The organism is Roseomonas sp. TF40, assembly GCF_057219975.1.
In genome coordinates, this window is sequence record NZ_JBXVVR010000003.1 from 414,530 (window position 1) to 437,639 (window position 23,110).

25 protein-coding genes are annotated in these 23,110 nt (G+C 71.2%); 3 read left to right on the forward strand and 22 right to left on the reverse strand.

Going from position 1 to position 23,110, the window contains the following annotated elements; all coding sequences use genetic code 11:
• Nucleotides 1–79: 79 nt before the first annotated feature.
• Both AC2D9U_RS11875 and AC2D9U_RS11880 read right to left on the reverse strand, forming a co-directional pair.
• The gene (locus tag AC2D9U_RS11875; RefSeq protein WP_484749165.1) at nucleotides 80–970 is read right to left on the reverse strand and encodes a LysR family transcriptional regulator; all 891 of its coding nucleotides are present in this window, start codon (nucleotides 968–970) and stop codon (nucleotides 80–82) included.
• Nucleotides 971–991: 21 nt separating this feature from the next.
• Nucleotides 992–2,143, reverse strand: coding sequence for an FAD-dependent oxidoreductase (locus AC2D9U_RS11880; protein ID WP_484749167.1), 1,152 nt, complete (start codon nucleotides 2,141–2,143; stop codon nucleotides 992–994).
• 66 nt (nucleotides 2,144–2,209) lie between these two features.
• Here AC2D9U_RS11880 and atzD point away from each other — a divergent pair, with 66 nt between their 5' ends.
• The gene (gene atzD / locus AC2D9U_RS11885) at nucleotides 2,210–3,247 is read left to right on the forward strand and encodes a cyanuric acid amidohydrolase (protein WP_484749168.1); all 1,038 of its coding nucleotides are present in this window, start codon (nucleotides 2,210–2,212) and stop codon (nucleotides 3,245–3,247) included.
• 98 nt (nucleotides 3,248–3,345) lie between these two features.
• Here the strand turns inward: atzD and AC2D9U_RS11890 are convergent, their stop codons facing one another.
• Genes AC2D9U_RS11890 through AC2D9U_RS11920 form a run of 7 tightly spaced genes read right to left on the reverse strand, consistent with a single transcriptional unit; the run spans nucleotide 3,346 to nucleotide 10,520 of the window.
• Nucleotides 3,346–4,308 carry an ABC transporter substrate-binding protein gene (locus tag AC2D9U_RS11890; RefSeq protein ID WP_484749170.1) on the reverse strand — a complete coding sequence of 321 codons (963 nt, stop codon included), beginning with the start codon at nucleotides 4,306–4,308 and terminating at the stop codon, nucleotides 3,346–3,348.
• A gap of 60 nt (nucleotides 4,309–4,368) precedes the next feature.
• On the reverse strand, nucleotides 4,369–5,205 hold the full coding sequence (locus tag AC2D9U_RS11895) for an ABC transporter permease (protein ID WP_484749171.1): 837 nt from the start codon (nucleotides 5,203–5,205) through the stop codon (nucleotides 4,369–4,371).
• Entirely contained in the window at nucleotides 5,202–6,071 is an 870-nt protein-coding gene (locus tag AC2D9U_RS11900; RefSeq protein ID WP_484749174.1) for an ABC transporter permease, read from the reverse strand. Before AC2D9U_RS11900 ends, AC2D9U_RS11895 begins: the two co-directional genes overlap by 4 nt.
• Nucleotides 6,061–6,837, reverse strand: coding sequence for an ABC transporter ATP-binding protein (locus AC2D9U_RS11905; protein ID WP_484749177.1), 777 nt, complete (start codon nucleotides 6,835–6,837; stop codon nucleotides 6,061–6,063). The genes AC2D9U_RS11900 and AC2D9U_RS11905 overlap by 11 nt, the downstream gene beginning before the upstream one ends.
• Nucleotides 6,824–9,160 (reverse strand): molybdopterin cofactor-binding domain-containing protein, encoded by a 2,337-nt coding sequence (locus tag AC2D9U_RS11910; RefSeq protein ID WP_484749180.1) that lies wholly within the window; start codon nucleotides 9,158–9,160, stop codon nucleotides 6,824–6,826. The genes AC2D9U_RS11905 and AC2D9U_RS11910 overlap by 14 nt, the downstream gene beginning before the upstream one ends.
• On the reverse strand, nucleotides 9,157–9,657 hold the full coding sequence (locus AC2D9U_RS11915; RefSeq protein ID WP_484749182.1) for a (2Fe-2S)-binding protein: 501 nt from the start codon (nucleotides 9,655–9,657) through the stop codon (nucleotides 9,157–9,159). The genes AC2D9U_RS11910 and AC2D9U_RS11915 overlap by 4 nt, the downstream gene beginning before the upstream one ends.
• Entirely contained in the window at nucleotides 9,654–10,520 is an 867-nt protein-coding gene (locus AC2D9U_RS11920) for an FAD binding domain-containing protein (RefSeq protein WP_484749183.1), read from the reverse strand. The genes AC2D9U_RS11915 and AC2D9U_RS11920 overlap by 4 nt, the downstream gene beginning before the upstream one ends.
• Before the next feature lie 137 nt (nucleotides 10,521–10,657).
• Between AC2D9U_RS11920 and AC2D9U_RS11925 the strand changes: the two genes are divergently transcribed.
• The gene (locus AC2D9U_RS11925; protein ID WP_484749185.1) at nucleotides 10,658–11,212 is read left to right on the forward strand and encodes a nucleoside 2-deoxyribosyltransferase; all 555 of its coding nucleotides are present in this window, start codon (nucleotides 10,658–10,660) and stop codon (nucleotides 11,210–11,212) included.
• Here AC2D9U_RS11925 and AC2D9U_RS11930 read toward each other — a convergent pair.
• Genes AC2D9U_RS11930 through AC2D9U_RS11940 form a run of 3 tightly spaced genes read right to left on the reverse strand, consistent with a single transcriptional unit; the run spans nucleotide 11,194 to nucleotide 13,057 of the window.
• Complete coding sequence (locus AC2D9U_RS11930) at nucleotides 11,194–11,658, reverse strand: MarR family winged helix-turn-helix transcriptional regulator (RefSeq protein ID WP_484749186.1); 465 nt, start codon at nucleotides 11,656–11,658, stop codon at nucleotides 11,194–11,196. The two genes, AC2D9U_RS11925 and AC2D9U_RS11930, sit on opposite strands and share 19 nt — an antisense overlap.
• Nucleotides 11,655–12,374 carry an RraA family protein gene (locus tag AC2D9U_RS11935; protein ID WP_484749188.1) on the reverse strand — a complete coding sequence of 240 codons (720 nt, stop codon included), beginning with the start codon at nucleotides 12,372–12,374 and terminating at the stop codon, nucleotides 11,655–11,657. Before AC2D9U_RS11935 ends, AC2D9U_RS11930 begins: the two co-directional genes overlap by 4 nt.
• Entirely contained in the window at nucleotides 12,371–13,057 is a 687-nt protein-coding gene (locus AC2D9U_RS11940) for a glutathione S-transferase family protein (protein ID WP_484749189.1), read from the reverse strand. The genes AC2D9U_RS11935 and AC2D9U_RS11940 overlap by 4 nt, the downstream gene beginning before the upstream one ends.
• A gap of 104 nt (nucleotides 13,058–13,161) precedes the next feature.
• On the opposite strand from AC2D9U_RS11940, the gene AC2D9U_RS11945 reads away from it, so the two are divergent.
• Entirely contained in the window at nucleotides 13,162–13,710 is a 549-nt protein-coding gene (locus tag AC2D9U_RS11945; protein ID WP_484749191.1) for a TspO/MBR family protein, read from the forward strand.
• On the opposite strand, the gene AC2D9U_RS11950 is transcribed toward AC2D9U_RS11945, so the two are convergent.
• The 10 genes from AC2D9U_RS11950 to AC2D9U_RS11995 form a co-directional block, all read right to left on the reverse strand.
• The gene (locus tag AC2D9U_RS11950; RefSeq protein WP_484749193.1) at nucleotides 13,695–14,567 is read right to left on the reverse strand and encodes an amidohydrolase family protein; all 873 of its coding nucleotides are present in this window, start codon (nucleotides 14,565–14,567) and stop codon (nucleotides 13,695–13,697) included. The two genes, AC2D9U_RS11945 and AC2D9U_RS11950, sit on opposite strands and share 16 nt — an antisense overlap.
• Nucleotides 14,564–15,535, reverse strand: coding sequence for a Bug family tripartite tricarboxylate transporter substrate binding protein (locus AC2D9U_RS11955; protein WP_484749194.1), 972 nt, complete (start codon nucleotides 15,533–15,535; stop codon nucleotides 14,564–14,566). The genes AC2D9U_RS11950 and AC2D9U_RS11955 overlap by 4 nt, the downstream gene beginning before the upstream one ends.
• Nucleotides 15,532–16,491, reverse strand: a complete 960-nt coding sequence (locus tag AC2D9U_RS11960) for an MBL fold metallo-hydrolase (RefSeq protein WP_484749196.1) — start codon at nucleotides 16,489–16,491, stop codon at nucleotides 15,532–15,534. The genes AC2D9U_RS11955 and AC2D9U_RS11960 overlap by 4 nt, the downstream gene beginning before the upstream one ends.
• A gap of 25 nt (nucleotides 16,492–16,516) precedes the next feature.
• Complete coding sequence (locus AC2D9U_RS11965) at nucleotides 16,517–17,500, reverse strand: Bug family tripartite tricarboxylate transporter substrate binding protein (protein WP_484749197.1); 984 nt, start codon at nucleotides 17,498–17,500, stop codon at nucleotides 16,517–16,519.
• Nucleotides 17,497–18,705 (reverse strand): CaiB/BaiF CoA transferase family protein, encoded by a 1,209-nt coding sequence (locus AC2D9U_RS11970; RefSeq protein ID WP_484749199.1) that lies wholly within the window; start codon nucleotides 18,703–18,705, stop codon nucleotides 17,497–17,499. Before AC2D9U_RS11970 ends, AC2D9U_RS11965 begins: the two co-directional genes overlap by 4 nt.
• On the reverse strand, nucleotides 18,705–19,571 hold the full coding sequence (locus tag AC2D9U_RS11975; RefSeq protein ID WP_484749200.1) for an HTD2 family dehydratase: 867 nt from the start codon (nucleotides 19,569–19,571) through the stop codon (nucleotides 18,705–18,707). The genes AC2D9U_RS11970 and AC2D9U_RS11975 overlap by 1 nt, the downstream gene beginning before the upstream one ends.
• Nucleotides 19,572–19,579: 8 nt before the next feature.
• A complete protein-coding gene (locus AC2D9U_RS11980; RefSeq protein WP_484749201.1) occupies nucleotides 19,580–20,296 on the reverse strand; it encodes a PIG-L deacetylase family protein in 717 nt (238 codons plus the stop codon).
• A 64-nt stretch (nucleotides 20,297–20,360) separates the two neighbouring features.
• Nucleotides 20,361–21,293 carry a LysR family transcriptional regulator gene (locus AC2D9U_RS11985; protein ID WP_484749203.1) on the reverse strand — a complete coding sequence of 311 codons (933 nt, stop codon included), beginning with the start codon at nucleotides 21,291–21,293 and terminating at the stop codon, nucleotides 20,361–20,363.
• A 2-nt stretch (nucleotides 21,294–21,295) separates the two neighbouring features.
• Nucleotides 21,296–22,225 carry a dihydroorotate dehydrogenase gene (locus AC2D9U_RS11990; protein WP_484749205.1) on the reverse strand — a complete coding sequence of 310 codons (930 nt, stop codon included), beginning with the start codon at nucleotides 22,223–22,225 and terminating at the stop codon, nucleotides 21,296–21,298.
• The gene (locus AC2D9U_RS11995; RefSeq protein ID WP_484749206.1) at nucleotides 22,219–23,037 is read right to left on the reverse strand and encodes a dihydroorotate dehydrogenase electron transfer subunit; all 819 of its coding nucleotides are present in this window, start codon (nucleotides 23,035–23,037) and stop codon (nucleotides 22,219–22,221) included. The genes AC2D9U_RS11990 and AC2D9U_RS11995 overlap by 7 nt, the downstream gene beginning before the upstream one ends.
• Nucleotides 23,038–23,110 lie beyond the last annotated feature (73 nt).

Genomic DNA, 23,110 nt, shown 5'->3' on the forward strand with positions numbered 1-23,110 from the left:
TCCCTGCTTCTCCCCCCATGATGACCAGCGCCACCGGCCGCGCCAATCGTGATTCCGAATGCGCTTCGATAAGCCAGCGTTATGCGTGGCCGGCCTCGGCGGCGACCTGCTGCGCAAGGCCGGCCAGGCGCTGTGCCAGCGCATCCTCCGGCCCGATCGGCCAGCAGGCGGTGAAGGCGAGTTCGGGCGGCGCCAGCGCGGTGCGCACCAGGCGCAGCGTGCCCTCATGCAGTTCGCGCGTGGCGACGACGGGCGGGATCACCGCAAGGCCGATGCCGTCGCGCGCCATGCGCAGGATGGTGGAGAGCGAGGCGCTGCCGAACAGGCGCGGCGCCGCATGATCCGCCCCGCGCAGCGCCGCCAGCAGGGCCATGGTGGGCCGCGTGCTGCGCGGATAGGTGATGATGGGCAGGTCGAGCAGGGCGGCGACCGGCAGCGGCTCGGCCGGCAAAGCCAGGGCGGGGCTCGCGGCGAAGGCCATGTCGTAGCGGCAGAGCGGCAGGTTCGCGATGCTCGGCTCCGCCACCGGGCCCATCAGGAAGGCGAGGTCGAGCGCCTGGCCCACAAGCGCCTCCCGCAGGTTGCGGGAGACATCGACCTCGATGTCGATGGTCACACCCGGCAGGGCGGCATGGGCGCGCTCGATGAAGGCGGAGAGCCATGTGTGCACGATGGTCTCCGCCACGCCCAGGCGCAGCACGCCGCTGGCCGCCCCGCCGGCGATCTCGGCCAGCATCTCGGCGCGCAGGCGCAGCATGCGCTCGGCATAGTCCAGCAGCCGCCGCCCGGCCGCCGTGGCGGTGACCTGCCGCGCGCCGCGCTCGAACAGCCGCACCTGCAGCTCTGCCTCCAGCGCCGCGATGCGCTGGGAGACGGCGGGCTGGGTCGTGTTCAGCCGCTCCGCCGCGCCGCGGAAGGAGCGGAGCCGGGCGGTCCAGTAGAAGATCTCGAGGCTGCGGATCTCGGGCATGGCGGCGAGGAGACTGCGCCGTCAGGCAAGGTCCGTGTAGAGGCGCCGCAGCTTCGCCAGGAAGGGCGGCTCGGCCTTGGCCCGCGTGGCGGCGACGACGTCGCAGGGCGGCACGAGCGTGTCCGAGGCCTCCCAGGAGAAGTCGCGCACGAAGGCGACGCGCGGATCGCGGAGCGCGGCGATCTCCGCCACGCTGCCGCCGCGGCGCAGCACCTGCGCGGCCACCACGCCGCATTCCACCGCCTGCGTGGCGCCCTGGCCGAGCGTGGGCACCATCGCTTGCGCCGCATCGCCCAGGAACAGCGCGCGTCCGCCGGCCGCCTGGCGCAGCATCGGCGCGGTCGCGCTGCGCGCCCAGTGGATGTCCGCGACATGCGCCTCGATCTTGTCGAGCATCCAGGCCACGGCGGGGCAGGGCGGCGCGCCCTGCGGCGTGAACAGGGCGCGCTGGGCGGCGGCGGTCTTCACAGCCTCGGGGATCTGCTCGGCGCCGAAAAGGGGGAAGGTGCCGGCGATGTAGACGGCCCCGCCCGGCACGCGGAAGGAAAGCAGCCGCGCATTGCCGTTGAACCATTGCCCGTAATCATCATAGGGGCAGTCCTCCGCCGCCGTGACCAGCAGCCGCCAGATGCAAACGCCGAGCGGCGTGCTCTCCGGCGTGCCGGCCGTCAGCGCGCGGAGCTGGCTGTAGCGCCCATCCGCCCCCACCAGCAGGTCGAAGCCGCCATCCCGCTGCAGGCCCGAGGCAGTGCGGAAGACGGGCACGAGGCGCCCGGCCGCATCCTCCTCCAGCGCCTCCAGCAGATGCCCATGGCGCGTGCACTCGGCCAGTGGCGCGCGCAGCAGCGCATAGAGTTCCGACCAGCGGATGCGCACGCCCGGCTCCTCCGCCACCTCGAGCATGTCGAGGTCGAACAGCCGCGTGCCGTCGGTGAGATCCACGAACCAGCGCTGCCAGGGCAGGGAAGCGGCGCGCAGCGCGGCGTGGCGCGCGGGCATGTGCAGGCGCAGCGCCTTCAGCGCATTGGGGCCGATGTTGAGCCCCGTGCCGGCCTCCGCATGGTCGCCGGGGGCGACGCGCTCGAAGGCCGTCACCGCATGGCCGGGCACGCCCAGCAGCGCCTCCGCCAGCAGGCTGCCGGCCACGCCCGTGCCGATGATGCCGATCCGCATCAGGATCTCCTGTCTCCGCCGCGCGAATCCGTGCAAGCCGCGCGCCAGCCGCACTATGCTGCGCCCATGCCGAGCCTTGCCATCCACCGCCTGCCCATGGCCCATCCGGGCGACCTCTCCGCGCTGGCCGCGCTGATCGACTCCGGGCGATTGCGCGCCGGGGATGTGCGCGCCGTGATCGGCAAGACCGAGGGCAATGGCGGGCTGAACGATTTCACGCGGGGCTTCTTCACGCAGTCCCTCATGCTGCTGCTCGGCCGCGCGACGGGCGAGGATCCGGCGGCGCTGGCCGCGCGGCTGCCCTGCGTGCTCTCGGGCGGGACGGAGGGCGCGCTCTGCCCGCACTACATGGTGTTCAGCGTGGCGGAGGCGACGACGGCGGAGACCGGCCTCGCGCTCGGCACCGCCTTCAGCCCCGTCATGCCCAATGCCGCGATCGGGCGGGAGGCGCAGATCGCCGCCGTGGCCGGGGCCGTGCGTGCCGCGATGGCCGATGCCGGGATCGCGCGCGCCGAGGATGTCGCGCTGGTGCAGGTGAAGGCGCCGGCCGGGCGCGGCGGCGATGCGGGGGCGCGCACGCGCGATGCGAAGCTGCTGATGGCCCTCAGCCGTGCGGCGGCGGCCTTCGGCGTGGCCCGCGCGCTGGGCGACATCGCGCCCGAGGCGGGGCGGGAGGAAGCGCTGCTCAGCGACTACGCGCTCTACAGCAACCGCGCGAGCATCTCCTCCGGCGTCGAGGTGGTGTGCAATGAGGTGATCGTCTTCGGACGCGCGCCGGGCTGGGCGGCGGGCCTCACCGCGGGCGTGGCGCCGATGCGCGACCTGCTCGACCTCGCCGGCGTGCAGGCCGCCTTCGCCGCCGCACCGGGCGAGGTACTGGGCGTGATCGCGAAGGGCGAGCCGGATGTCTCGGGCCACATCCGCGGGCATCGCCACACCATGCTCGGCGATACCGATATCGATGCGCAGCGCCATCTGCGCGGCGCGCTGGGTGCCATCGTGGCCGCGGTCGCCGGAGACGGGCGCGTCTTCGTCTCCGGCGGGGCGGAACACCAGGGCCCGCCGGGCGGCGGGTTGGTGTGCGTGTTCTCGCGCGCGGTTTAGAGCACTATCCGTCCTCTCGGACGGATTTCGTGCTCTATAACTTATTGTTTCTAGAGCAAGAATTCCGATCAGATGATTCCATCTGATCGGAAATTGCTCTACCGGATCGCGTCCATCACGGCGTGGCTCCAGGCGCCGGTCGGCGGGCGGCTGATCACGGGCGAATCGCCGCCCGAGGAGAGCAGCGTCTGCACCGTGCGCTCGTAATCCGCGACCGCGAGGCGGCCATTGCTCTCCGTGTCGAGCAGCCGCGCGATCTCGCCCATCATGCGGCGCTGATGCGCGGCCGTCTGCGCGCCCGAGGCATCGTTGTCGAGCACGATCTGCGCCGCCGCGTCCGGGTTCGCCCGCGCCCAGGCCCAGCCTTCCATCGAGGCCTTCACGAAGCGCGCCATGCGCGCCACGAAGGCGGCATCCGCCAGGCGGCTTTCCAGCACGTAGAGGCCATCCTCCAGCGTGGCCACGCCCTGTTCCTCATAGCGGAAGACGGTGAGTTGCTCGGGCCGGAAGCCGCCATCGATGACCTGCCAATATTCATTGTAGGTCATGGTGGAGACGCAATCCGCCTGGCGCTGCAGCAGCGGATCCACGTTGAAGCCCTGCCGCAGCACGCGCACGCCCTGCGCCGAGCCATCGGTGCGCAGGCCCAGCCGCGCCATCCAGGCGAGGAAGGGGTATTCATTGCCCGAGAACCACACGCCGAGCGTGCGCCCGCGCAGATCCGCCGGCGTGCGGATGCCCGTCTCCGCCCGGCAGGTGAGCATGAGGCCCGAGCGCTTGAAGGGCTGCGCGATGTTGACCAGCGGCACGCCGCGTTCGCGGGCGGCGAGCGCGGCGGGCATCCACTCCACCACCACATCGGCGCGGTTGCCGGCGATGACCTGCGGCGGGGCCACATCCGGCCCGCCGGGCTGGATCCGCACATCGAGCCCGGCGGCACGGTAGAAGCCGCGCGCCTGCGCCACGTAGTAGCCCGCGAACTGCGCCTGCGTGACCCATTTCAGCTGCAGCGTCACGCGTTCGAGCCCCTGGGCGAGCACCGGCGCGCTCGCGAGCGCCATGGCGCCGCCAATTACCCCACGTCGTGTCGTCTGCATGCGAAGCTCCTGCGTTGGGCGGCCTCAGCCGCGGATGGAAGGGTGCCAGAAGGTCGCGGCGCGCTCGGCGAGCACCAGCAGGCCATAGAATGCCGAACCCGCGACCGCCGCGACAATGATTTCCGCCCAGACCATGTCCAGCGCCAGCCGCGCCGCCTCGGTGGCGATGCGGAAGCCCATGCCATGGGTGGGCGAGCCGAAGAACTCCGCCACGATCGCGCCGATCAGCGCGAGCGGGGCGTTCACCTTCAGACCGGTGAAGATGAAGGGCAGCGCCGCCGGCAGGCGCAGCAGCAGCAGGCTCTGCCGGTGGCTCGCCGCATAGCTGCGCATCAGATCGCGCTCCAGCGCGCCGGCGGCGGCAAGGCCGGTGACGGTGTTCACCAGCATGGGGAAGAAGGTCATGGCGACGACGACGGCGGCCTTGCTCTGCCAGTCGAAGCCGAACCACATCACCATGATCGGCGCGATGCCGATCACCGGCAGGGCGGCGACGAGATTGCCGATCGGCAGCAGCCCCTGGCGCAGGAAGGGCACGCGGTCCGCCAGTAGCGCCAGCGCGAAGCCCGCCCCGCAGCCCATGACGTAGCCGGCGAGCACGGCCTTCAGGAATGTCTGCGTGAAGTCCTGCGCAAGCACGGGCCAGGAAGCCACCATGCGCGCGGCGATGGCGGAGGGCGCGGGCAGCAGCACCATCGGTACCGCATAGCCCACCACCAGGATCTCCCACAGCGCGAGCAGAGTCGCGCCGAAGATCAGCGGCGCGAGCAGGCCGCGCCAGCCGCCGGTGAAGCGCGCCGTGCGCTGCATCAGCAGGATGCCGATACCGGCGACCAGCAATGCGAGCAGGCCGGGGCTCATGCGCGCGCGCCCATGCGCCGCGCCACCAGCCGCTCCAGCGCGCCGAGCAGCCCGACGAGGCTGGCCGAGACGATGGCGGCCGCGGTCAGCGCCGACCAGATCTGGATCGTCTGCCCGAAATAGGAGCCCGCGAGCAGCCGCGCGCCGAGCCCCGCCTGCGCGCCGGTCGGCAGTTCCGCGACGATGGCGCCGACGATGGAGGCCGCCACCGCCACCTTCAGCCCGGCGAAGAGATAGGGCAGGGAGGTCGGCAGCCGCAGCGTCCAGAACACCTGCGCGCGCGTCGCCGAATAGGTGCGCAGCAGGTCGAGCGCGAGCCGGTCGGGCGCGGCCAATCCCTTCACCATGCCGATGGTGACCGGGAAGAAGCAGAGATAGGCGCTGATGATCGCCTTGGGCATGACATCGGGCAGGTCGAGGCTGCCCAGCGCGACGATGACGATGGGGGCGAGGGCCAGCACCGGGATCGCCTGGGAGGCGATGATCCAGGGCATCAGGCTGCGCTCGAGCGCGCGCAGATGCACGATGGCGATGGCCAGCAGGATGCCGAGCGCCGAGCCCATCGCGAAGCCGGTCAGCGCGGCGGAGAGCGTGATGCCGGCATGATGCACCAGGCTGCGGCGCGAGGTGACGGGCAGCGCCGCGGTGGTGTTCCACAATTCGACCAGGATCTGGTGCGGCGCGGGCAGCAGCGGGCGGTTGTGCGAGAGGGTGAGCGTGAGCATCTCCGCCAGGCCCGGCGTCGCGCCGGCGCGCGCCTGCATATCCGCCACCACCTGCCAGTTCAGGCCGATGGCGGCGAGATACCAGAGCGCGACGATGCCCAGCGACACCACCGCCACCGGCAGCGCGGCGCTAGCCCTCATAGGAATGGCCCGCGCGCAGCCCCTCGCGCACGCGCTGCGCGATGCGTAGGAATTCGGGCGTCTCGCGGATCTCGAGCGGGCGGTCGGGGCCGAGGTCGCAATCGATGATGTCCTGGATGCGCCCGGGGCGCGGCGACATCACCACGATGCGCGTCGAGAGGAACACCGCCTCGGGGATGGAGTGCGTGACGAAGACCACCGTCTTGCGCGTCGCCGCCCAGAGCTTCAGCAATTGCTCGTTGAGGTGGTCGCGCACGATTTCGTCCAGCGCGCCGAAGGGTTCGTCCATCAGCAGCAATTGCGGCTCGAAGGCGAGCGCGCGGGCGATGGAGGCGCGCTGCTGCATCCCACCCGAGAGCTGCCAGGGAAACTTGCGGGCGAAACCTTCGAGGTTCACCAGCGCGAGCTGTTTGCGCGCGCGCTCGCGCCGTTCGGCCTTGGACAGGCCCATGATCTGCAGGGGCAGCATCACGTTGCCCTCGATGGTCCGCCAGGGGAACAGGGCGGGCGCCTGGAAGACATAGCCATAGTCGCGCCGCAGCCTTGCCGCTTCCGGCGTGGCGCCATTGACGCGGATCTCGCCGCCCGTCGGGCGTTCGAGGTCGGCGATGACGCGCAGCAGTGTCGTCTTGCCGCAGCCCGAGGGGCCGATCAGCGAGATGAACTCGCCGGGGGCGATGCTGATGTTGATGTCGGAGAGCGCCTGCACCGGGCCGTCATTGGTGCGGAAGGTCAGCGACAGGCCGCGCGCCTCAATCGCGCTCATGCAGCAACTCCCACAGGCGCGAGGGGCTCAGCGGAATCTCCCGGATCTCGATGCCCTTCTCGGGCAGCTGCAGCGCGTCCTCCAGCGCCTGGGCGAAGAGCGCGCCGACGGGAATGGCCCCCGCCTCGCCCGCGCCCTTCACGCCGAGCGGGTTGAGCGGTGAGGGGGTCACGGTGTGATCCAGCACCATGCGCGGCACGTCGAGCGCGGTGGGCAGCAGGTAGTCGGCGAGGCTCGCATTCATCAACTGGCCTTGCTCGTCCCAGGCCAGCTTCTCGAAGAAGGCGTTGCCGATGCCCTGCGCGACGCCGCCATGGATCTGCCCCGCCAGGATCAGCGGATTGATCACGACTCCGCAATCATGCACCACGACATAGTCGCGGATGGTCGGGCGCAGCGTCTCGGGATCGACCTCGAGGATCATGGCGTGCACGCCGCTCGCGGTCGCGCCGCTGGCGGGGCCGAAATAGCTGGTGGCTTCCAGCCCTGGCTCCGTGCCCGGCGTCACCGCGCCGCGCATCGGGTTGGCGAGACCCGCGAGCGCGCCGAGCGTGATGCTCCGTTCTTCGACGCCCGCGATGTGCACGCGGCCATCGGCCAGCACGAGGTCTTCCTCCGCGCATTCGAAATGCTGGGCCGCCGTCTTGAGGATCTTCGCGCGCACGAGCTTCGCCGCCTCATGCGTCGCGCTGCCGGCGACCACGGCACCGCGGCTCGCGAAGGTGCCCACGCCCCAGTAGAACTGGTCCGTGTCGCCGGTGGTGACATCGATGTCGCGGATATCCACGCCGAGCTGCTCCGCCACCACCTGCGCGAAGGTCGTGCCATGCCCCTGGCCCTGGCTGCCGATGCCGGTGGCGAGGCTGACACGCCCGCTCGATTGCACCTGCACGCGCGCGCCCTCATAGGGGCCGATGCCCGTGCCCTCGACATAGCAGACCACGCCGAGGCCGAGCGCGCGGCCTTCGGCGCGCGCCTTGGGCTGCTCGACCGTGATGAAATGCTCGTAGCCGATGGCGGTGAGCGCCTTCTCCAGGATCGGCGCGTAATTGCCGCTGTCATAGGAAAGGCGCGAGAAATCCTGGTAGATCACGTTCTGGTCGTAGGGAAAGGCATCGGCGGGGATGAAGTTCCGCCGCCGGATTTCGGCGCGGTCCAGCCCCAATTCGCGTGCCGCGATGTCGAGCAGCCTCTCCATCACGAAGACACCATGCTGCCGCCCCGCGCCACGATAGGGGGTCACCAGCGTGCGGTTGGTGAAGACGGCGGTGAAGGTGCTGTCATAGGCGGGCACGACATAGCAGCCGAGCAGCGTGCACTGGCTGTTGATCGGCACGGTCAGCCCATAGGGATCATAGGCGCCCGTGTCGTGCAGGAAGACATCGCGCACGCCGAGGATGCGGCCCTGCGCATCCAGCGCGATCTCGGCATCGTGGATCTGCGCGCGTTCATGCGTGGTGGCGAAGAAATGCTCCAGCCGGTCCTCGATCCATTTCACCGGGCGGCCGAGGCGCATCGCCGCCCAGGGCACCAGCACCTCCTCCGGGTAGAACATCATCATCTTCGGCCCGAAGCCGCCGCCGATATTGGGCGCGACCACGCGCACCTGCCGCTCGCTCAGCCCGAGCATGGCGGCGAGGCCGTTGCGGATGACGACCGGCGCCTGCGTCGTATCCCACACCGTCAGCCTGTCCGCGCGCGGGTCCCATTGCGCGACGACGCCGCGCGTCTCCATCGGGATGGAGGCCCCGCGGTCATAGACGAAGCGCCGCGCGATGACGCGATGCGCGGCGGCGGCGGCGGCCGCGTAGTCGCCGCGCGCCTGGCGCACCTTGGAGGCCACGTTGCTCTCGAGGTCGTCATGCACCTTCACGCTGCCCGGCGCGAGCGCGGCTTCCAGATCGCCGACGGCGTCGAGCATCTCCCACTCGATCGCGATGTCGCCCAGCGCGTCCTCGGCGATGTAGCGGCTCTCCGCCACCACCATCACGACTGGTTCGCCGACATGGCGCACCTTGTCGTGCGCGAGGGGCACCTGGCAGCGCTGGTGGAACTCCATCCCCGCGATGGGCGGCGGCGGCACCAGCAGCGGGCCCGGCTTCCAGTAATCGCCGAGATCAGCGGCGGCGTAGACCGCCAGCACGCCCGGCCGCGCCCGCGCGGCGGTGAAATCCACCGAAAGGATGCGCGCATGGGCATGCGGGCTGCGCAGGAAGGCCGCGTGCAGCAGGCCGGGCAGTTCGACATCATCGACGAACAGCGCCTCGCCGCGCAGCAGGCGCGGATCCTCGTTGCGCGTCAGGGGGCGGCCGAAGCTTGTCATCGCATCCGCTCACCTTCGCCCTGTCGCATGCGCTCCGCCGCCAACAGCACCGCATCGACGATGTGCTGATAGCCCGTGCAGCGGCAGAGATTGCCCGAGAGCGCGTCGCGCACCTCATGCTCGCTGGGCGCCGGATTCTCCGCGAGGAAGGCCGTCATCGTCATCAGGATTCCCGGCGTGCAATAGCCGCATTGCAGCGCATGCGCGTCCTGGAAGGCCTGCTGCAAGGGGTTCAACTGCCCCGGCGCGGGGGCGAGTCCTTCGACGGTGCGGATCGCGTGGCCCTCGGCCTGCACGGCGAAGACGAGGCAGGCGCGGGCGGGCACGCCATCCCACAGGATGGTGCAGGCGCCGCACACGCCGTGCTCGCAGCCGACATGCGTGCCGGTCAGGCCGATTTCATGGCGCAGGAAGTCGCTCAGCAGCAGGCGCGGCTCGACCTCGCGCCGATATGCCGTGCCATTGACCTCGAGCGTGATGGCGATGCGCTGGCTCATGCGCGACTCCAGGCGAGGGCGAGGGCGCGGTGCGCGAGCACGCCGGCAAGGTGGCGCTGATAGGCGGGGTTGGCCTGCACGCTGCCCATCGGCTCGACCTCCTGCCGCACCAGCGCGGCGGCGTCTTCCAGCGTGGCGTCGTCGAGCGTCCTGCCCCGCAGCAGCGCCTCCGCGCGCGGCGTGCGCAGCGGCGTTGGCCCGGCGCTGAGGAAGGCGAGGCGCGCCTCGGCGCAGCGCCCCGCCGCATCGCGCCGCACCACCGCGGCGGCGCCGAGCATCGCATAGTCGCCGCGCCGGCGCGCGACTTCCAGGAAGGCCGTGCCGCTCGGCGCCGGCAGGGGCGGGATGCGGATCTCCGCCAGCATCTCGTCCGGTTCGAGGATGGTGGTCAGCGGGCCGGCGAAGAAATCCGCGGCCGCGACCTCGCGCGTGCCGCGCAGGCTCGCCAGGCGGAAGCGCGCCTCCAGCGCCAGCATCACGGCAGGCATCTCGCTCGCCGGATCGGCATGGCAGAGGTTGCCGCCCAGCGTGCCGCGGCTGCGGATCTGCGGATGCGCAACCTCGGCCAGCGCCTCGACCAGCAAGGGGAGGCGCTGCGCGACCTCGGCGCTGCGCTCGATCTCGCGGTAGCGCGTCATCGCGCCGATGCGAAGCGTGCCGTCCGCGTCCCAGGTGAGGCCGGCGAGGCCGTTGACGCGGTTGAGATCGACCAGCACCTCGGGCTGGGCGACGCGGAAATTCATCGCCGGCACCAGGGATTGCCCGCCCGCGAGGAAGCGTGCGGCCTCCCCATGCGCGGCCTTCAGGGCCAGCGCCTCGGCCAGCGTTGCGGGGGCGTGCCAATCGAAGGGGGCGGGCTTCACGCGGGGCTCCTCATGCGCGGCAGGGTGGCAGATCAGGGGCCGGTGCGAACAGGGGGGGATTCGGGGCGCTCGCGCCCGCCTAGCAGGCTGCTGCCCCCGGCTTGCGCAGCCTGCTGCCCGCATGGTCACCTCGGCCCATGCCCCCCCGCGCCTACCTCGCCGGCCCCGACGTCTTCCTGCCCGATGCGCCCGCCCAGGCGGCGCGCAAGGCGGCGATCTGCGCGCACCACGGCATCCATGCCCTGCCGCCGCTGAACGAGGATGTCGCAAGCCTCGCCGCCATGCCCGAGGAAGAGGCTTGGCGCGTCATCTACGCCAAGGATCTGGCGATGATGGAGCAGGCGGATCTCGTCATCGCCAACCTCACCCCCTTTCGCGGCGCCTCGGCCGATTCGGGCACGCTGGTGGAACTCGGCTGGTTCCTCGGGCGCGGGCGGCCGATCTTCGCCTATTCCAACACGGCCACGAATTTCGCCGCCCGCAGCGCCGCGCTGCTCGCCGTGCAGCCGGACCCGATGCCGGGGCTGACGGTCGGCGGCTTCGGCCTGCCGGACAACCTCATGATCCCCGGCGCGGTGGAGCAGGGCGGCGGGCTGCCGATCTTCCTGCCCGAGGCGGGCGACCTGCCCTTCGATTCGCTGGCGGTGTTCGAGCGCTGCGTGGCGGCGGCCGCTCAGCGCCTGCTGGGCTGATCCGCCGCGGCGAGGTTGGCGCGGGCCTGGCGCAACAGGCGCAGCAGGGTCGCGACTTCCTCCGCGCTCATCCCGGCGGTTGCCTGGGCGATCACGGCACGCGGGGCGGGCAGCATGGTCTCGCGCAGGGCGCGGCCTGAGTCCGTCAGGCGGATATGCACCTTCCGCCGGTCATCCGTGCTTCTTTCGCGCGTGATCCAGCCCGCCTGCTCCATGCCGCGCAGCGCGATGACGGCGGTGGGCTCCTGCATGCCGGTGCGGCTGGCGAGTTCGCGCTGCGTGAGGCTGTCTTCCTCCCACAGCACGCGCAGGAAATACCAGGCGCCGAGCGTCACGCCGCCCGGCTGGATCAATTGCTGAAGCGCGCGTTGCATGGCGCGGTTCAGGTCGCGGATCTGGAAGCCCAGGCTGTCTTCCAGCGGCAGGGGGGCGGCGCGTGGCTTCATCCGCCGCGGTCACCCCTCTGCATCGCCTTGTAGCGAGCCTTGGTCGCGGCATCGGGCGGGTAGGTGCCCTCGAGCGGCGCGCCGGCATTGATCTCGGCCAGGATCCATTCCTCCAGCCGTTCCTTCTCCGCCGCTTCCTCGGCGATCTCGGCGGCGATGGCGCGGGGGATGCAGATCACGCCCGAGGCATCGCCCACCATCACGTCGTCGGGGAAGATCGCGACATTGGCGACGCCGATGGGCAGCGAATGGTCCACCACCATCGTCGCCGCCCCCGAGGGCACCGGGGCGGAGCCGCCGCCATGGAACACCGGAAACTCCATCCGCGCCACGATCGGCAGGTCGGAGACGCCGCCATCCATCACCACGCCGGCCACGCCGCGGCGATGCAGGGCGGTGGCGATGATGTCGCCCAGCACGGAGACATGCCCCGCCCCCACCGCCGCGACCAGCACCGCGCCTTCCGGCACCGCGCCCAGGAATTGCCGGTGCAGGTTCGGCGCGCGGCCGGCGGCCACGGCATCGCGCAGATCCTCGCGCACCGGGATGCAGCGCAGCGTGAAGGCCGGGCCGATCATGCGCGGGCCGGCCGGGTTGGCCGGCGCCACGCCGTGCAGGAAGCGGCTGCGCAGGCCACGCGCATAGAGCACGGCCGAGATGGTGGGCACCGCCACGCCGGAGAGGGTGGCGATCAGTGCCGGATCAAGCGGGCTCATGGATATTGCAGCACGATGTCGCGCCCCACCTCATCGGCCTCCGCTTCGGCGCGCGCGCGCCATTCGCGCATCAAGGGGCTTTCCATCTGGGTCGCGATGAATTCCATGCTGTCGGGTGCCAGTTCCACGCCATAGGTGACATAGCGGCTGCACATCGGCGCGAAGGCAGCGTCGGCGAAGCAGAATTGCGCGCCGGCGATGTAGGGCCCGCCATACCGGGCGCGGGCGTCGCGCCACATCGCCTCCATGCGTTCCGTGCCCGCACGCACGCCGGGGCGGTTCATCAGCTTGACGTGGCTCGGCAGGCCATCACGCACCGGCCAGCGCTTGATGAGGTTCATCGGCAAGCCGTTGCGCACCTCGTCGAAATGGCTGTGCACCTCAGCGGCGACGCAGCGCGCATAGGCGCGGCGCACGGGGTCCTGCGGCCAGATGCCGCAGCCCGGATCGCGCTCCCACAGCCATTCCGCGATGGCGAGGCTGTCCCACAGCACCATGCCCTCCACATGCAGCGCCGGCACGCGCCCGCTGGGGGAGATCGCCTTCAGCTTCGCCGGGCTGTCCGGGCGGGAGAGGAAGATGCGCCTTTCCTCCACCGCCAGCCCGCCGAGCCGGCAGGCCATCCAGCCCACCACCGACCAGGAGGAGGACCAGGCGCTGCCGAGATAGAGAACGGGGGACATCATGCGACTCCGAAGCTCGGGCCAAGAGTGCGGAGGGTTGGCCCGCCCGCGCAACAGGCGATCAATGGTGGACAGGCGCGGCCCGAGCGTCCATCTAGGGGCGCATGGAATGGTCCGCGATCCTCGGCCTTGTCGCCTGCTTCGCTGCCTGCTTCGCCGCGGCGACGACGGGCGCCGTCTTCAAGCCCGGCGCCTGGTATGAGGGCCTGGCCAAGCCGAGCTGGAACCCGCCGAACTGGCTGTTCCCGGTCGCCTGGGCGGCGCTCTACCTGATGATCGCCATCGCCGGCTGGCTGGTCTGGCGGGCGCAGGGCATCGGCCTCGCGCTGGCGGTCTGGGGGCTTCAGCTGGTGCTGAACGCGCTGTGGTCGGTGATCTTCTTCGGCGTGCGGCGGCTGGAACTGGCGATGGCCGAGGCCGGGATGCTCTGGGCCTCCATCCTCGCCTGCGTGGTGCTGTTCATGCCGGTCAGCGAGTTGGCCGCCTGGCTGATGGTGCCCTATCTGCTCTGGGTGAGCTTCGCGGTGGTGCTGAACGGTGCGGTCTGGCGGCTCAACCCCGGCCCGCACCCGCTCATCACCTGGGCGGAGTTGAAGGCGCCCTCGCCCTCCGCCCAGGCCCGCGCGGCGGCACGCGCTCAGCGCGCCCAGTAGAGCCGGGTCGGGTTCTCCACGGTCACCTGGCGGATCAACGCCGCGTCGGAGGTGATCACGCCGAGCAGATCGACCAGATCGCCGTCATTGGGCATGTCGCCGGCGATGTTCGGGTGCGGCCAATCCGTGCCCCAGAGGCAGCGATCGGGCGCGGCGGCCAGCAGCGCCTGGGCGAAGGGCACCGAATCATGGAAGGGCGCGCCGGCCGAGGATACGCGCTCGGAGCCGCAGATCTTCACCCAGGCGAGCGGGTTCTTCATCAGCTCCAGCAATTGCCGGAAGGCCGGCTGGCCGACGCCGTTCTTCGCCTTCACCCGGCCCATATGGTCGATGACGAAGGGGATGCGGATGGCCTCGATCACCGGGGCGAGGGGCACGATGTCCTCCGCATCCAGGTGCAGCACGACATGCCAGCCGAGCGGCTCCACCTGCGCCAGCACGCGGTGGAAGAAGGCCATGTCCGGCATGCCGCCCAGATGCTTCACGAAGTTGAAGCGCACGCCGCGGATGCCGCCCACATCCAGCCGCGCGAGCTCGGCATCGGTGACGCCGGGATCCACCACCGCGACGCCGCGCATGGCCCCGTTGGAGCGCGCGATGCCATCCAGCGTCACCCGCATGTCGCTGCCATGGCAGGAGGCATGGACGATGACGGCGCGCTCGATGCCCAGCGTCGCGTGCAGCTTCACCAGCCCCTCATAGGGGCTGTCGGGCGGCGTGTAGGACCGGTCCGGCGCATAGGGAAACACCGCGTCGGGGCCGAAGATGTGGCAATGCGCGTCGCAGGCCCCGGGCGGCAGCTTCAGCTTCGGCGTGCGGGTATCGGGATCGGGGCCCTTGCAGGTGGGGATGGTCACTGGCGTTCGATTCCTGCCTTCTCGATGGTCTCGGTCCAACGGGCCGTATCGGCGGTGAGCAGCGCGCCCATCTCGGCGGGCGTGCCGCCGCGGGGCTCCACGCCCACCGCCGTCAGCGCGGCGCGGAGTTCCGCCGTGGCCAGCGCGCGGTTCACCGCCGCGTTGATGGCCGTGATGGCCTCGGGCGGGGTACCCGCACGGGCGACGAGGGCGTTCCAGGAGGCGACGTCGTAATCCGCCACGCCGGCCTCCTGCACCGTCGGCACCTGCGGATAGGCCTCGGCGCGCCGCGCGGAGGTCACGGCCAGCAGGCGCAGATTTCCGCTGCTGATCTGGCCCGCGATGGGGCCGGTGATCTCGAAGGCGGCATCGACATCGCCGCGCAGCAGCGCGGTGATCAGCGCCGGCGTGCCGGGGAAGGCCACCGTCTCGAAGCGGGTGTTGCTGCGGATCTTGAACAGCTCCGCCGAGAGGTTCTGCGTGCTGCCGGCCGTGATGGTGCCGATGTTCAGCCGTCCCGGATTGGCGCGCAGCCGCGCGAGCAGCCCGGCCATGTCGCGGTCCGGCGAATTCGGCGCGACGACGACCGCGATGGGGAAGGCGCCCATCGTCACCACCGGCGCGAAATCGCGCAGCGGGTCGAAGGGCAGGGTGCGGAACAGCCCGCGGCTGATCGCCGTGCCGTTCGAGGCGACCAGCAGCGTGTGGCCATCCGCCGGTGCGGCCATCAATTGCTGGCCCGCGACGATGCCGCCCGCGCCGGGGCGGTTGTCGATCACCACGGGCTGGCCGAGTGTTTCAGCGATGCGGCTGCCCACGGCGCGCGCCGTGAGGTCCGCCACGCCGCCCGCGCCGAAGGGCACGATCATGCGGATGGGGCGCGCCGGGAAGGCCTGGGCGCGCGCGCCGCGCAGCGCCGGCATCGCCAGCGCCGCGCCGAGGAGAAGCCGGCGGGTGGTCATGCTCATGCCGCCCAATCCGCGGGCACGTAGCGGAAGCCATTGCCCTCGCGCGCGAAGAAGCCATGCGCGGGGAAGGGGAAGTGGTAGCCGCTGACATGCATGCGCTCGGCGGCGATGCGGTCGAGCAGGCGCACGCGCGTGGCGGCGGCGGCCACCGGGTCGAAGTCGAACATCACCTGGAAATCCGGGCGACGGGCAAACAGCTCGGGCCGGTGGGTGATGTCGCCCACCACCATGAACTGCGCGGGGCCATCGGCGATGTGGTAGCAGGTATGGCCGGGCGAATGGCCGGCCGCGAGCACGGCGCGGATGCCGGGCACGGCCTCCTGCCCGTCCTGCACCTGGCGCACGCGGCCGGCATAGGGGCCGAAGCGGCGCGCGGTATTGGCGAAATTGGGCTTCTGGCGCTCGGGCGCGGCGCCCTCATTGCTGCGGTCGGTCCAGTAGCGCCACTCGCCTTCCGGCACGACGATCTCGGCGTTCGGGAACACCGCCGCATTCTCGCGCGTGGTGAGGCCCGTGATGTGGTCGCCGTGGAAATGCGTGAACACCACATGGGTGATGCGCGCCGGGTCGATGCCGGCAGCCGCCATGTTCGCCGCCATGCGCCCGGCCTGGGGGGAGAGTTGCCCGCCCGTGCCGGCATCGAACATCACCAGCGCGCGGCCCGTGTCGACGACGGTGACGGTATAGGGCGTGAGGTAGTGGTCGGTCGGCAGGAAGCTCTCCGCCAGCACCGCCTGCACCTGCTCGAGCGTGGCGTTGGCCACGAAGCCCGGCAGGTTCAGCCGCGCCGTGCCGTCGAACAGCGTGGTCACGGTGAAGCTGCCGACCTTGAAGCGGTGGAAGCCCACCGGCGCCGGCGCGGCCGCCGGGGCCAGCGCCTGGGCCAGGGCTGCACCTGGCAGCGTGGCGGCGGCGAGGGCGGCAAGCCCGGCGCCGCGACGTGTGATGATGCTCATCTTCGTTGTCCTCCCTGTTTGTTGCTCAGTCGGCCCGCACATTGGCGCGGCGGATCAGCTCCGCCCAGCGCGCCCGCTCGGCGATGATGAAGTCGCGGAACTGTTCGGGCGTGCCGGTCGCGGCCTCGGCCCCTTCGCCGGCCAGGCGCGGGCGCAGCTTGTCGCCATTCAGAATGCGCGCGCATTCGGCGTTCAGGCGATCGACGATCGGTCGCGGCGTGCCGGCCGGGGCGACGAAGCCGTACCATTGCGTCGCGTCGAAGCCCGGCACGCCCTGCTCGGCGATGGTCGGGATGTCGGCCGCGCTCGACAGGCGCGTGAGCGAAGAGACGCCCAGCGCCCGCACCAGCCCCGCGCGGGCTGGCGGCAGCGCGGCGGGGCCGCCGGTCAGCGTCAGGTCGATGGTGCCGGCGATCAGGTCATTCACCATCGGGCCGGTGCCGCGATAGGGGATGTGCTCCATCTGCGTGCCGGTCGCGACGTTGAAGGCGACCATGGCGATATGCGCCGCCGAGCCATTGCCGCCCGAGCCGTAGGAAAGCGCGTTCGGCCGCGCCTTCGCCAGCGCGATCAGCTCCTGCACGTTGGTCGCCGGCACCTTGCGCGGATTCACCACCAGGATGTTCGGCACGATGGCCGCGAGGCCGATCGGCTGGAAGGAGGTGACGGTGTCGAAGCTGAGGTTGCGGTAGAGGCCGGGATTCACGGCGAGCGTGCCGATATGGCCCATCATCAGCGTGTGGCCATCGGGTGCGGCGCGCGCCACCAGCTCGCTGCCCAGCGTGCCGCCGGCGCCGGGGCGGTTCTCGACCACGAAGGGCTGGCCGAAGACCTCCTGCAACTCGCCGCTCAGCGCGCGGGCGAGGATGTCCGTGGTGCCGCCCGGCGTGAAGGGCACCACCACACGCACCGGCCGATCCGGCCAGGCGGCCTGGGCGCGGGCGATGGATGGGGCAGCGAGCAGCGCCGTGCCGGTGCCGAGCAGCAGGCGGCGGGTGAGGATGGTCATGTCGTTTCTCCCGGTTGCAGCAGCGCGCCGTTCCGCGCCAATTCGTCGATCTCGCCTGCGTCGAGCCCGGCATCCGCCAGCACGCGGCACCCATCGGCGCCCAGGCGCGAGGCCGGCGGCAGGCTTGGTGCCATGCCGCCCGAGAGGATGTTGGGCGCGCCGATGGCGAAGGTCGGGCCCTCGCTGGGGTGGTCTTCCTCACGCACCATGCCGGTAGCGCGCAGATGCGGGTCGCGCAGAAGGCCCTCGATGGTGTTGTAGGGCATGGCGGGCACGTCTTCCCGCGCGAAGAGATCAAGCCATTCCGCCGTGGTCCGGCCGCCCAGCGCGGTGGCGCGCAAAGCGAAGTAGTCCTTGGTGTGGGCGGTGCGCGCGGCGACGGTGGCGAAGCGCGGATCGGTGATCAGCTCGGGCCGGCCGATGGCGCGGAAGAAGCCATGCGCCTGCGCATCCGTGTTGGCAGATACGGCGATGAAGCCATCCGCGGTCTTGAGCGGGCGCGCCTCGGGGCTCAGCACGCGCGCATCGCCGGGCGGGCCGAGCGCGGGGCGGAAGGACATGGCTCCCAGATGCTCCTGCAGCACGAAGGCGGCCATGTTCTCGAACATCGGGATCTCGAGGCTCTCGCCGCGCCCGGTCTTCTCGCGCCGATAGAGTGCGAAGCCGATCTGCTGGGCGGCGATCAGCCCGCACACATGGTCCGCGATGAGCATGGGCACGTAGCGCGGCTCGCCCGTGCTCGCCTCGAAGCAGCCGGCGATGCCGGAGACACCCTGGATCACCGTGTCATAGGCCGGCTTGCCCGCATAAGGCCCATCGGTGCGGAAGCCGACGATGGAGCAATGGATCAGGCGCGGGGCGGCCTGCGCCATGCTCGCCGCATCGACGCCGAGCCGCGCCTGCGCGTCGGGGCGGATGTTGGTCACCAGGATGTCGCAGCGCGCGGCGATGCGCGCGAGCACGGCCTTTGCGCGCGGATGCTTGAGGTCGAGGCAGATCGAGCGCTTGCCGCGGTTGAAGTTGAGGAACTTGCCGGACATGCCGGGGTTGCGCCCCTTGCCGCCGAGCTTGCGCAGCAGATCGCCTTCCGGCGCCTCGAGCTTGATGACCTCCGCACCCTGTTCCGCCAGCACGCCGGTGCAGACCGGGCCGACGACGACGGAGGAGAGATCGAGCACACGAAGGCCCGCGAGCGGTCCGGCCATCAGTCGATCCTCGCCTGGATGCGCAGCGCCATCGCACCCGTTTCGTCTTCCACCCAGAGCAGGCGCTGGCCCTTTTCATCCGGGGCGGTGCCCGCTAGCGTCAGGGGGCGGCCGCAGATCAGTGGCTTCAAGGTGCGGATTTCGGCGCTCCGCAGCCGCGCGCTGGGGGCGTCGCGCAGCCGCGCGCTGGGGGCGTGGCGCAGCGCGGCGTCGAGCAGCAGCATGGTGGACAGCCCGCCATTCACGACGAGACCCGGATAGCTCTCCGCATCGCGGGCGTAATCGACATCGTAATGGATGCGATGGCCGTTGAAGGTCAGCGCCGAGTAGCGGAACAGCAGCACGGTGTCCGGGGTGAGGCTCTCGCGCCAGGCGGCCTCGGGCAGCGGCGCGGGCGCGGGTTTCGGCGCGGCCTCGCCCGTCGCGGCCTCGCGATAGGCGATGTCCTGCTCCTCCACCGCGACCAGCCCCTGCGGGCCGGTGATGCTGTGGCGGACGGTCACGAAGCACAGCCGCCCGCTGCGCCCTTCCTTCGGTGTGATGGCCGCGATCTCCGAACGCCGGCGCAGCGCATCGCCGATCCGCAGGGCCCCGGCATAATTGATGCGCCGGCCCGCCAGCATCCGGCGCGGCAGGTCGATGGGCGGCAGGAACTCGCCCTTCGCCGGGTGCCCATCGGGGCCGAGCAGCGACTGGCGCTGCGCGTCGTCGAACAGGAGCGCGAGCCAATGCGCCGGCACTTCCGCCCCTGCCGACAGGTCGGGTGGATCGCGATCGAGCATCGCGCAAAGACGCCGCGCCGCGGGCGCGGTCATCTCATCCGCCACCTCACGCGCCCGCCCGATCCAGCCGGCGAGATCCTGCATGGGCTGCCTCAGGCCAGCTCGTCCAGGATCATGGGGAAGAGGCGCTGATAGGCCTCGCCATGGATCATGTTCTTGCCGGAGTTGCGCCCGCCCTGCATGCCGCGGTTCAGCGCCACGCGCTCATAATAGGCCCAGAGGTGCTTCTGCGCCGGCAGGCACTGGAAGGCCTTGTACTTGGTCTCCCACACCTCATCGATGTTGAGGATGACGTTGGGCTGGAAGTTGCACTGCTCGGGCTGGTGCGGCTCGAACAGGAAGACCGGCGGCGCGGCGTAGCTGTAGTTCGGGCCGGGCTTGTGCCCCATCGCCTGGGCGACGATGCGCGCGGCCTGGGCGAAGCGCGTCGCCTCCGGGTGATCCAGGTTGTAGGGATCGTTCAAGGAGTGCGTCAGCACGAAGGACGGGTTCATCTCCCGGAAGATGTCGATGGCGCGGTCCATCATCGCGGGCGTGGTGACCAGCGGGTAGTCGCCGGCATCCATGAATTCGATCTCCGCGCCGAGGATCGCGGCGGCCGCCTCGGCCTCCGCCTTGCGCGCGGCCTTCACGCCTTCGAGCGTGGCGCCGGGCTCCTTCCACGCGAACTGGCTCTCGCCGCGCTCGCCGAAGGACAGGCAGAGGATCTTCATGCGCCAGCCGCGCTTGGCATGCAGCGCAATGGCGCCGCCGGCGCGCCAGACGAAATCACCCGGATGGGCGGTGACGACGAGACCTGATTTGGGCATGGGCGATCCTCTGAGCCTTGGGCGCGATACCTAGCGCCGCTGCGTCATGTGACAAATGGAAAAATTAACCGGATTGTGCCGTTTTTCTCATCCGGACCGGTGCGGCCTGCTGCCGGAAGTGCCGCCGCAGCAGCCCCATCAGCGCTTCCGCCGCCGGGCCCAGCGGCACGCCGCGGCGCGAGACCACGCCCAGGCGCCGCACCACCCCCGGGTCGCGCAGCGCCACCGCCACCACGCCGGGCGAGCCGGCGGCATCCACGGCCAGGCGTGGCACGACGGCGAGCGCGATGCCGGCCTCGACCATGGAAATCGCGGTCGCCAGGTGCTGCACCTCGAAGCGCCAATCCATCGCCTCCCGCCGCGCGCCCAGCGCCTCATCGATCAGGGCGCGGTTGCCGGTGTGGGGGGCGACGCGCACCAGCGCCACGCCCTGCAGCTCGTCCCAGGCCAGATGCGCGCGCTTCGCGAAAGGGTGGCCGGCGGGACAGGCCAGCACGAAGGCCTCGGTCAGCAGCGGCGTGATGTCGAGGTCCCAGCGATTGGCGCTGACGATGGTGATGCCGAACTCGGCCTCGCCGCGGGCCACGCGCTCGGCGATCTCGTTGGCGGAATTGTCGAAGACCTTCACGGTCACGCCCGGATGCAGCCGCGCGAATTCGCCCAGCAGCTTCGGCACATGGTGCACGGCGATGGTGGGCAGGCAGCCGATGGCGACACTCTGCTGCCCCGCGCCGACGCGCGCGCGCAGCTCCGCCAGCGCATCGGTGAGCGTCTCCACCGGCCCACGCGCCCGGGCTGCAAGGTCGAGCCCCGCGGGCGTGAGCGTGACCTGCCGCGTGGTGCGTGCCAGCAGCCGCAGGCCGAGCCCTTCCTCGAACTTCCGGATGCGATGGGAGAGCGCCGTCTGCGACAGGTTCAGATGCGCCGCCGCCTTGCGGAAGGAGCCGCGCTCGGCGATCGAGAGGAAGGCCTCCAGCCCGAGGAAGTCGAGGGCCACGCCTATTCCGCCGCCGCGCGGTCGGGCCGGGGCAGGGCGAGGCCGGTGAGGTCCGCGCTGCGGGCGAAGCCGCGCCGGGCGCAGAAATCACGGATGCCGTCGAGAACGTTCATCATCGCCTTCGGGCTGATGAAGCTCGCCGTGCCCACCTGCACCGCGCAGGCGCCGGCCATCAGGAACTCCACCGCATCCTCGGCGGTGGCGATGCCGCCTACGCCGATCACCGGCACGCGCACCGCCTGCGCGCATTGCCAGACCAGGCGCAGCGCGATGGGCTTGAAGCCCGGGCCCGAGAAGCCGCCCATGCCGGAGCCGAGCCGGGGTGTCGCGCGCTCGATATCGATGGCGAGGCCGAGGATCGTGTTCGCCACCACCACCGCATCCGCCCCGGCATCCTCGACCGCGCGCGCCACCGCGGCGATGTCGGCGGTGTTGGGCGAGAGCTTCGCCCAGAGCGGCAGCGCGCAGGCCGCGCGCATCGCCGCGATGGCGGCGGCCGCGCTGTGCGGATGCATCGCGAAGGCGCGGCCATCCTCCTCCAGATTGGGGCAGGAGATGTTGGCCTCGATCGCCGCGATGCCCGGCGTCGCCGCCAGCGTCGCGGCCGCCTCGGCGAAGGACGCGACGCTCGGCGCGGAGAGGGAGACGACCAGCGGCGCGCGGAAGCGCCGCCACTCCGGCATCGCGACGGCGCAGAAATGCGCGAGCCCCTTGCCCGGGATGCCGATGGAATTCAGCACCCCCGCCTCGGTCTCGCAAAGCCTTGGCAGCGGGTTGCCGGTACGGGGTTCGGGCGTGATGGATTTCGTCACCAGCGCGCCCAGCGCATCGAGGTCGAAGACCTGCGCGAGTTCCGGCCCGAAAGTGCCCGAGGCGGGCATCACCGGGTTGGCCAGCGTCAGCGCCCCGATGCGCGTGGTGAGATCTACCATGCCAGCGCGGCCTGCAGGTCGAAGACCGGTCCCTCGGCGCAGACGCGCAGATTCACGACCTTGCCCTGCGCATCGCGGATCTGGCGCACGCAGCAGAAGCACATGCCCAACCCGCAGCCCATCTGCTGCTCGAGCGCGATCTGCCCCGGTATGCCGTATTCGGCGGCGAGGCGCTGGAGCATCAGGAACAGCCGGTTGGAGCCGCAGGTGAAGACCGCATCGGGCCGTGCCGCGCGCCATTGCGCGCGCAGCAGCGCCTCGACGCGCGCGACATCGCTGCTGCCATCCTCATCGAACACCGAAGTGACCGTGGCGCCGGAGCGGCCCGCGAATTCCTCTGCCATCAGATCCTTGGGCGCTTGCGCCGAAAGCACCGCCTGCACCGCGATGCCCTGCGCGGCGGCCGCCTCGGTCAGCGGCGCGAGGGTGGCGAGGCCCACGCCGCGCGCCAGGATCAGGATGCGCCGCCAGGACGGGTCGAGGGTGAAACCCACGCCGAGCGGCCCGACGACCGAAAGCGTATCGCCGGCGCGCAGCCGTGCCAGCGCGGCGGTGCCCTTGCCCTTCACATGGAAGAGAAAGCCCAGCGGCTCGCCCACGCCGCAGCGCCAGATGCTCATCGGCCGGCGCAGATAGGGGCCGTTGCCCGCGCCGTCGCGGCAGAGCAGGTGGAAGAATTGCCCCGGCCGGGCGCGCGCCGAGAGGGCTGGCGCCTCCAGCAGCAGCCGGTGATAGCGCCGGCCGACGGGGGCGCTTTCCAGCACCGTCAGGCTGTCCTCGGCCACCGGAAAGGCGGCCGCGCCGAGATCCATGGTCCGGTTCCGTCAGGGTTGTGACAGATGTTTGCGGGCGGGCGGGCGAAGTCAAGCATGGACCTGCGCGGGC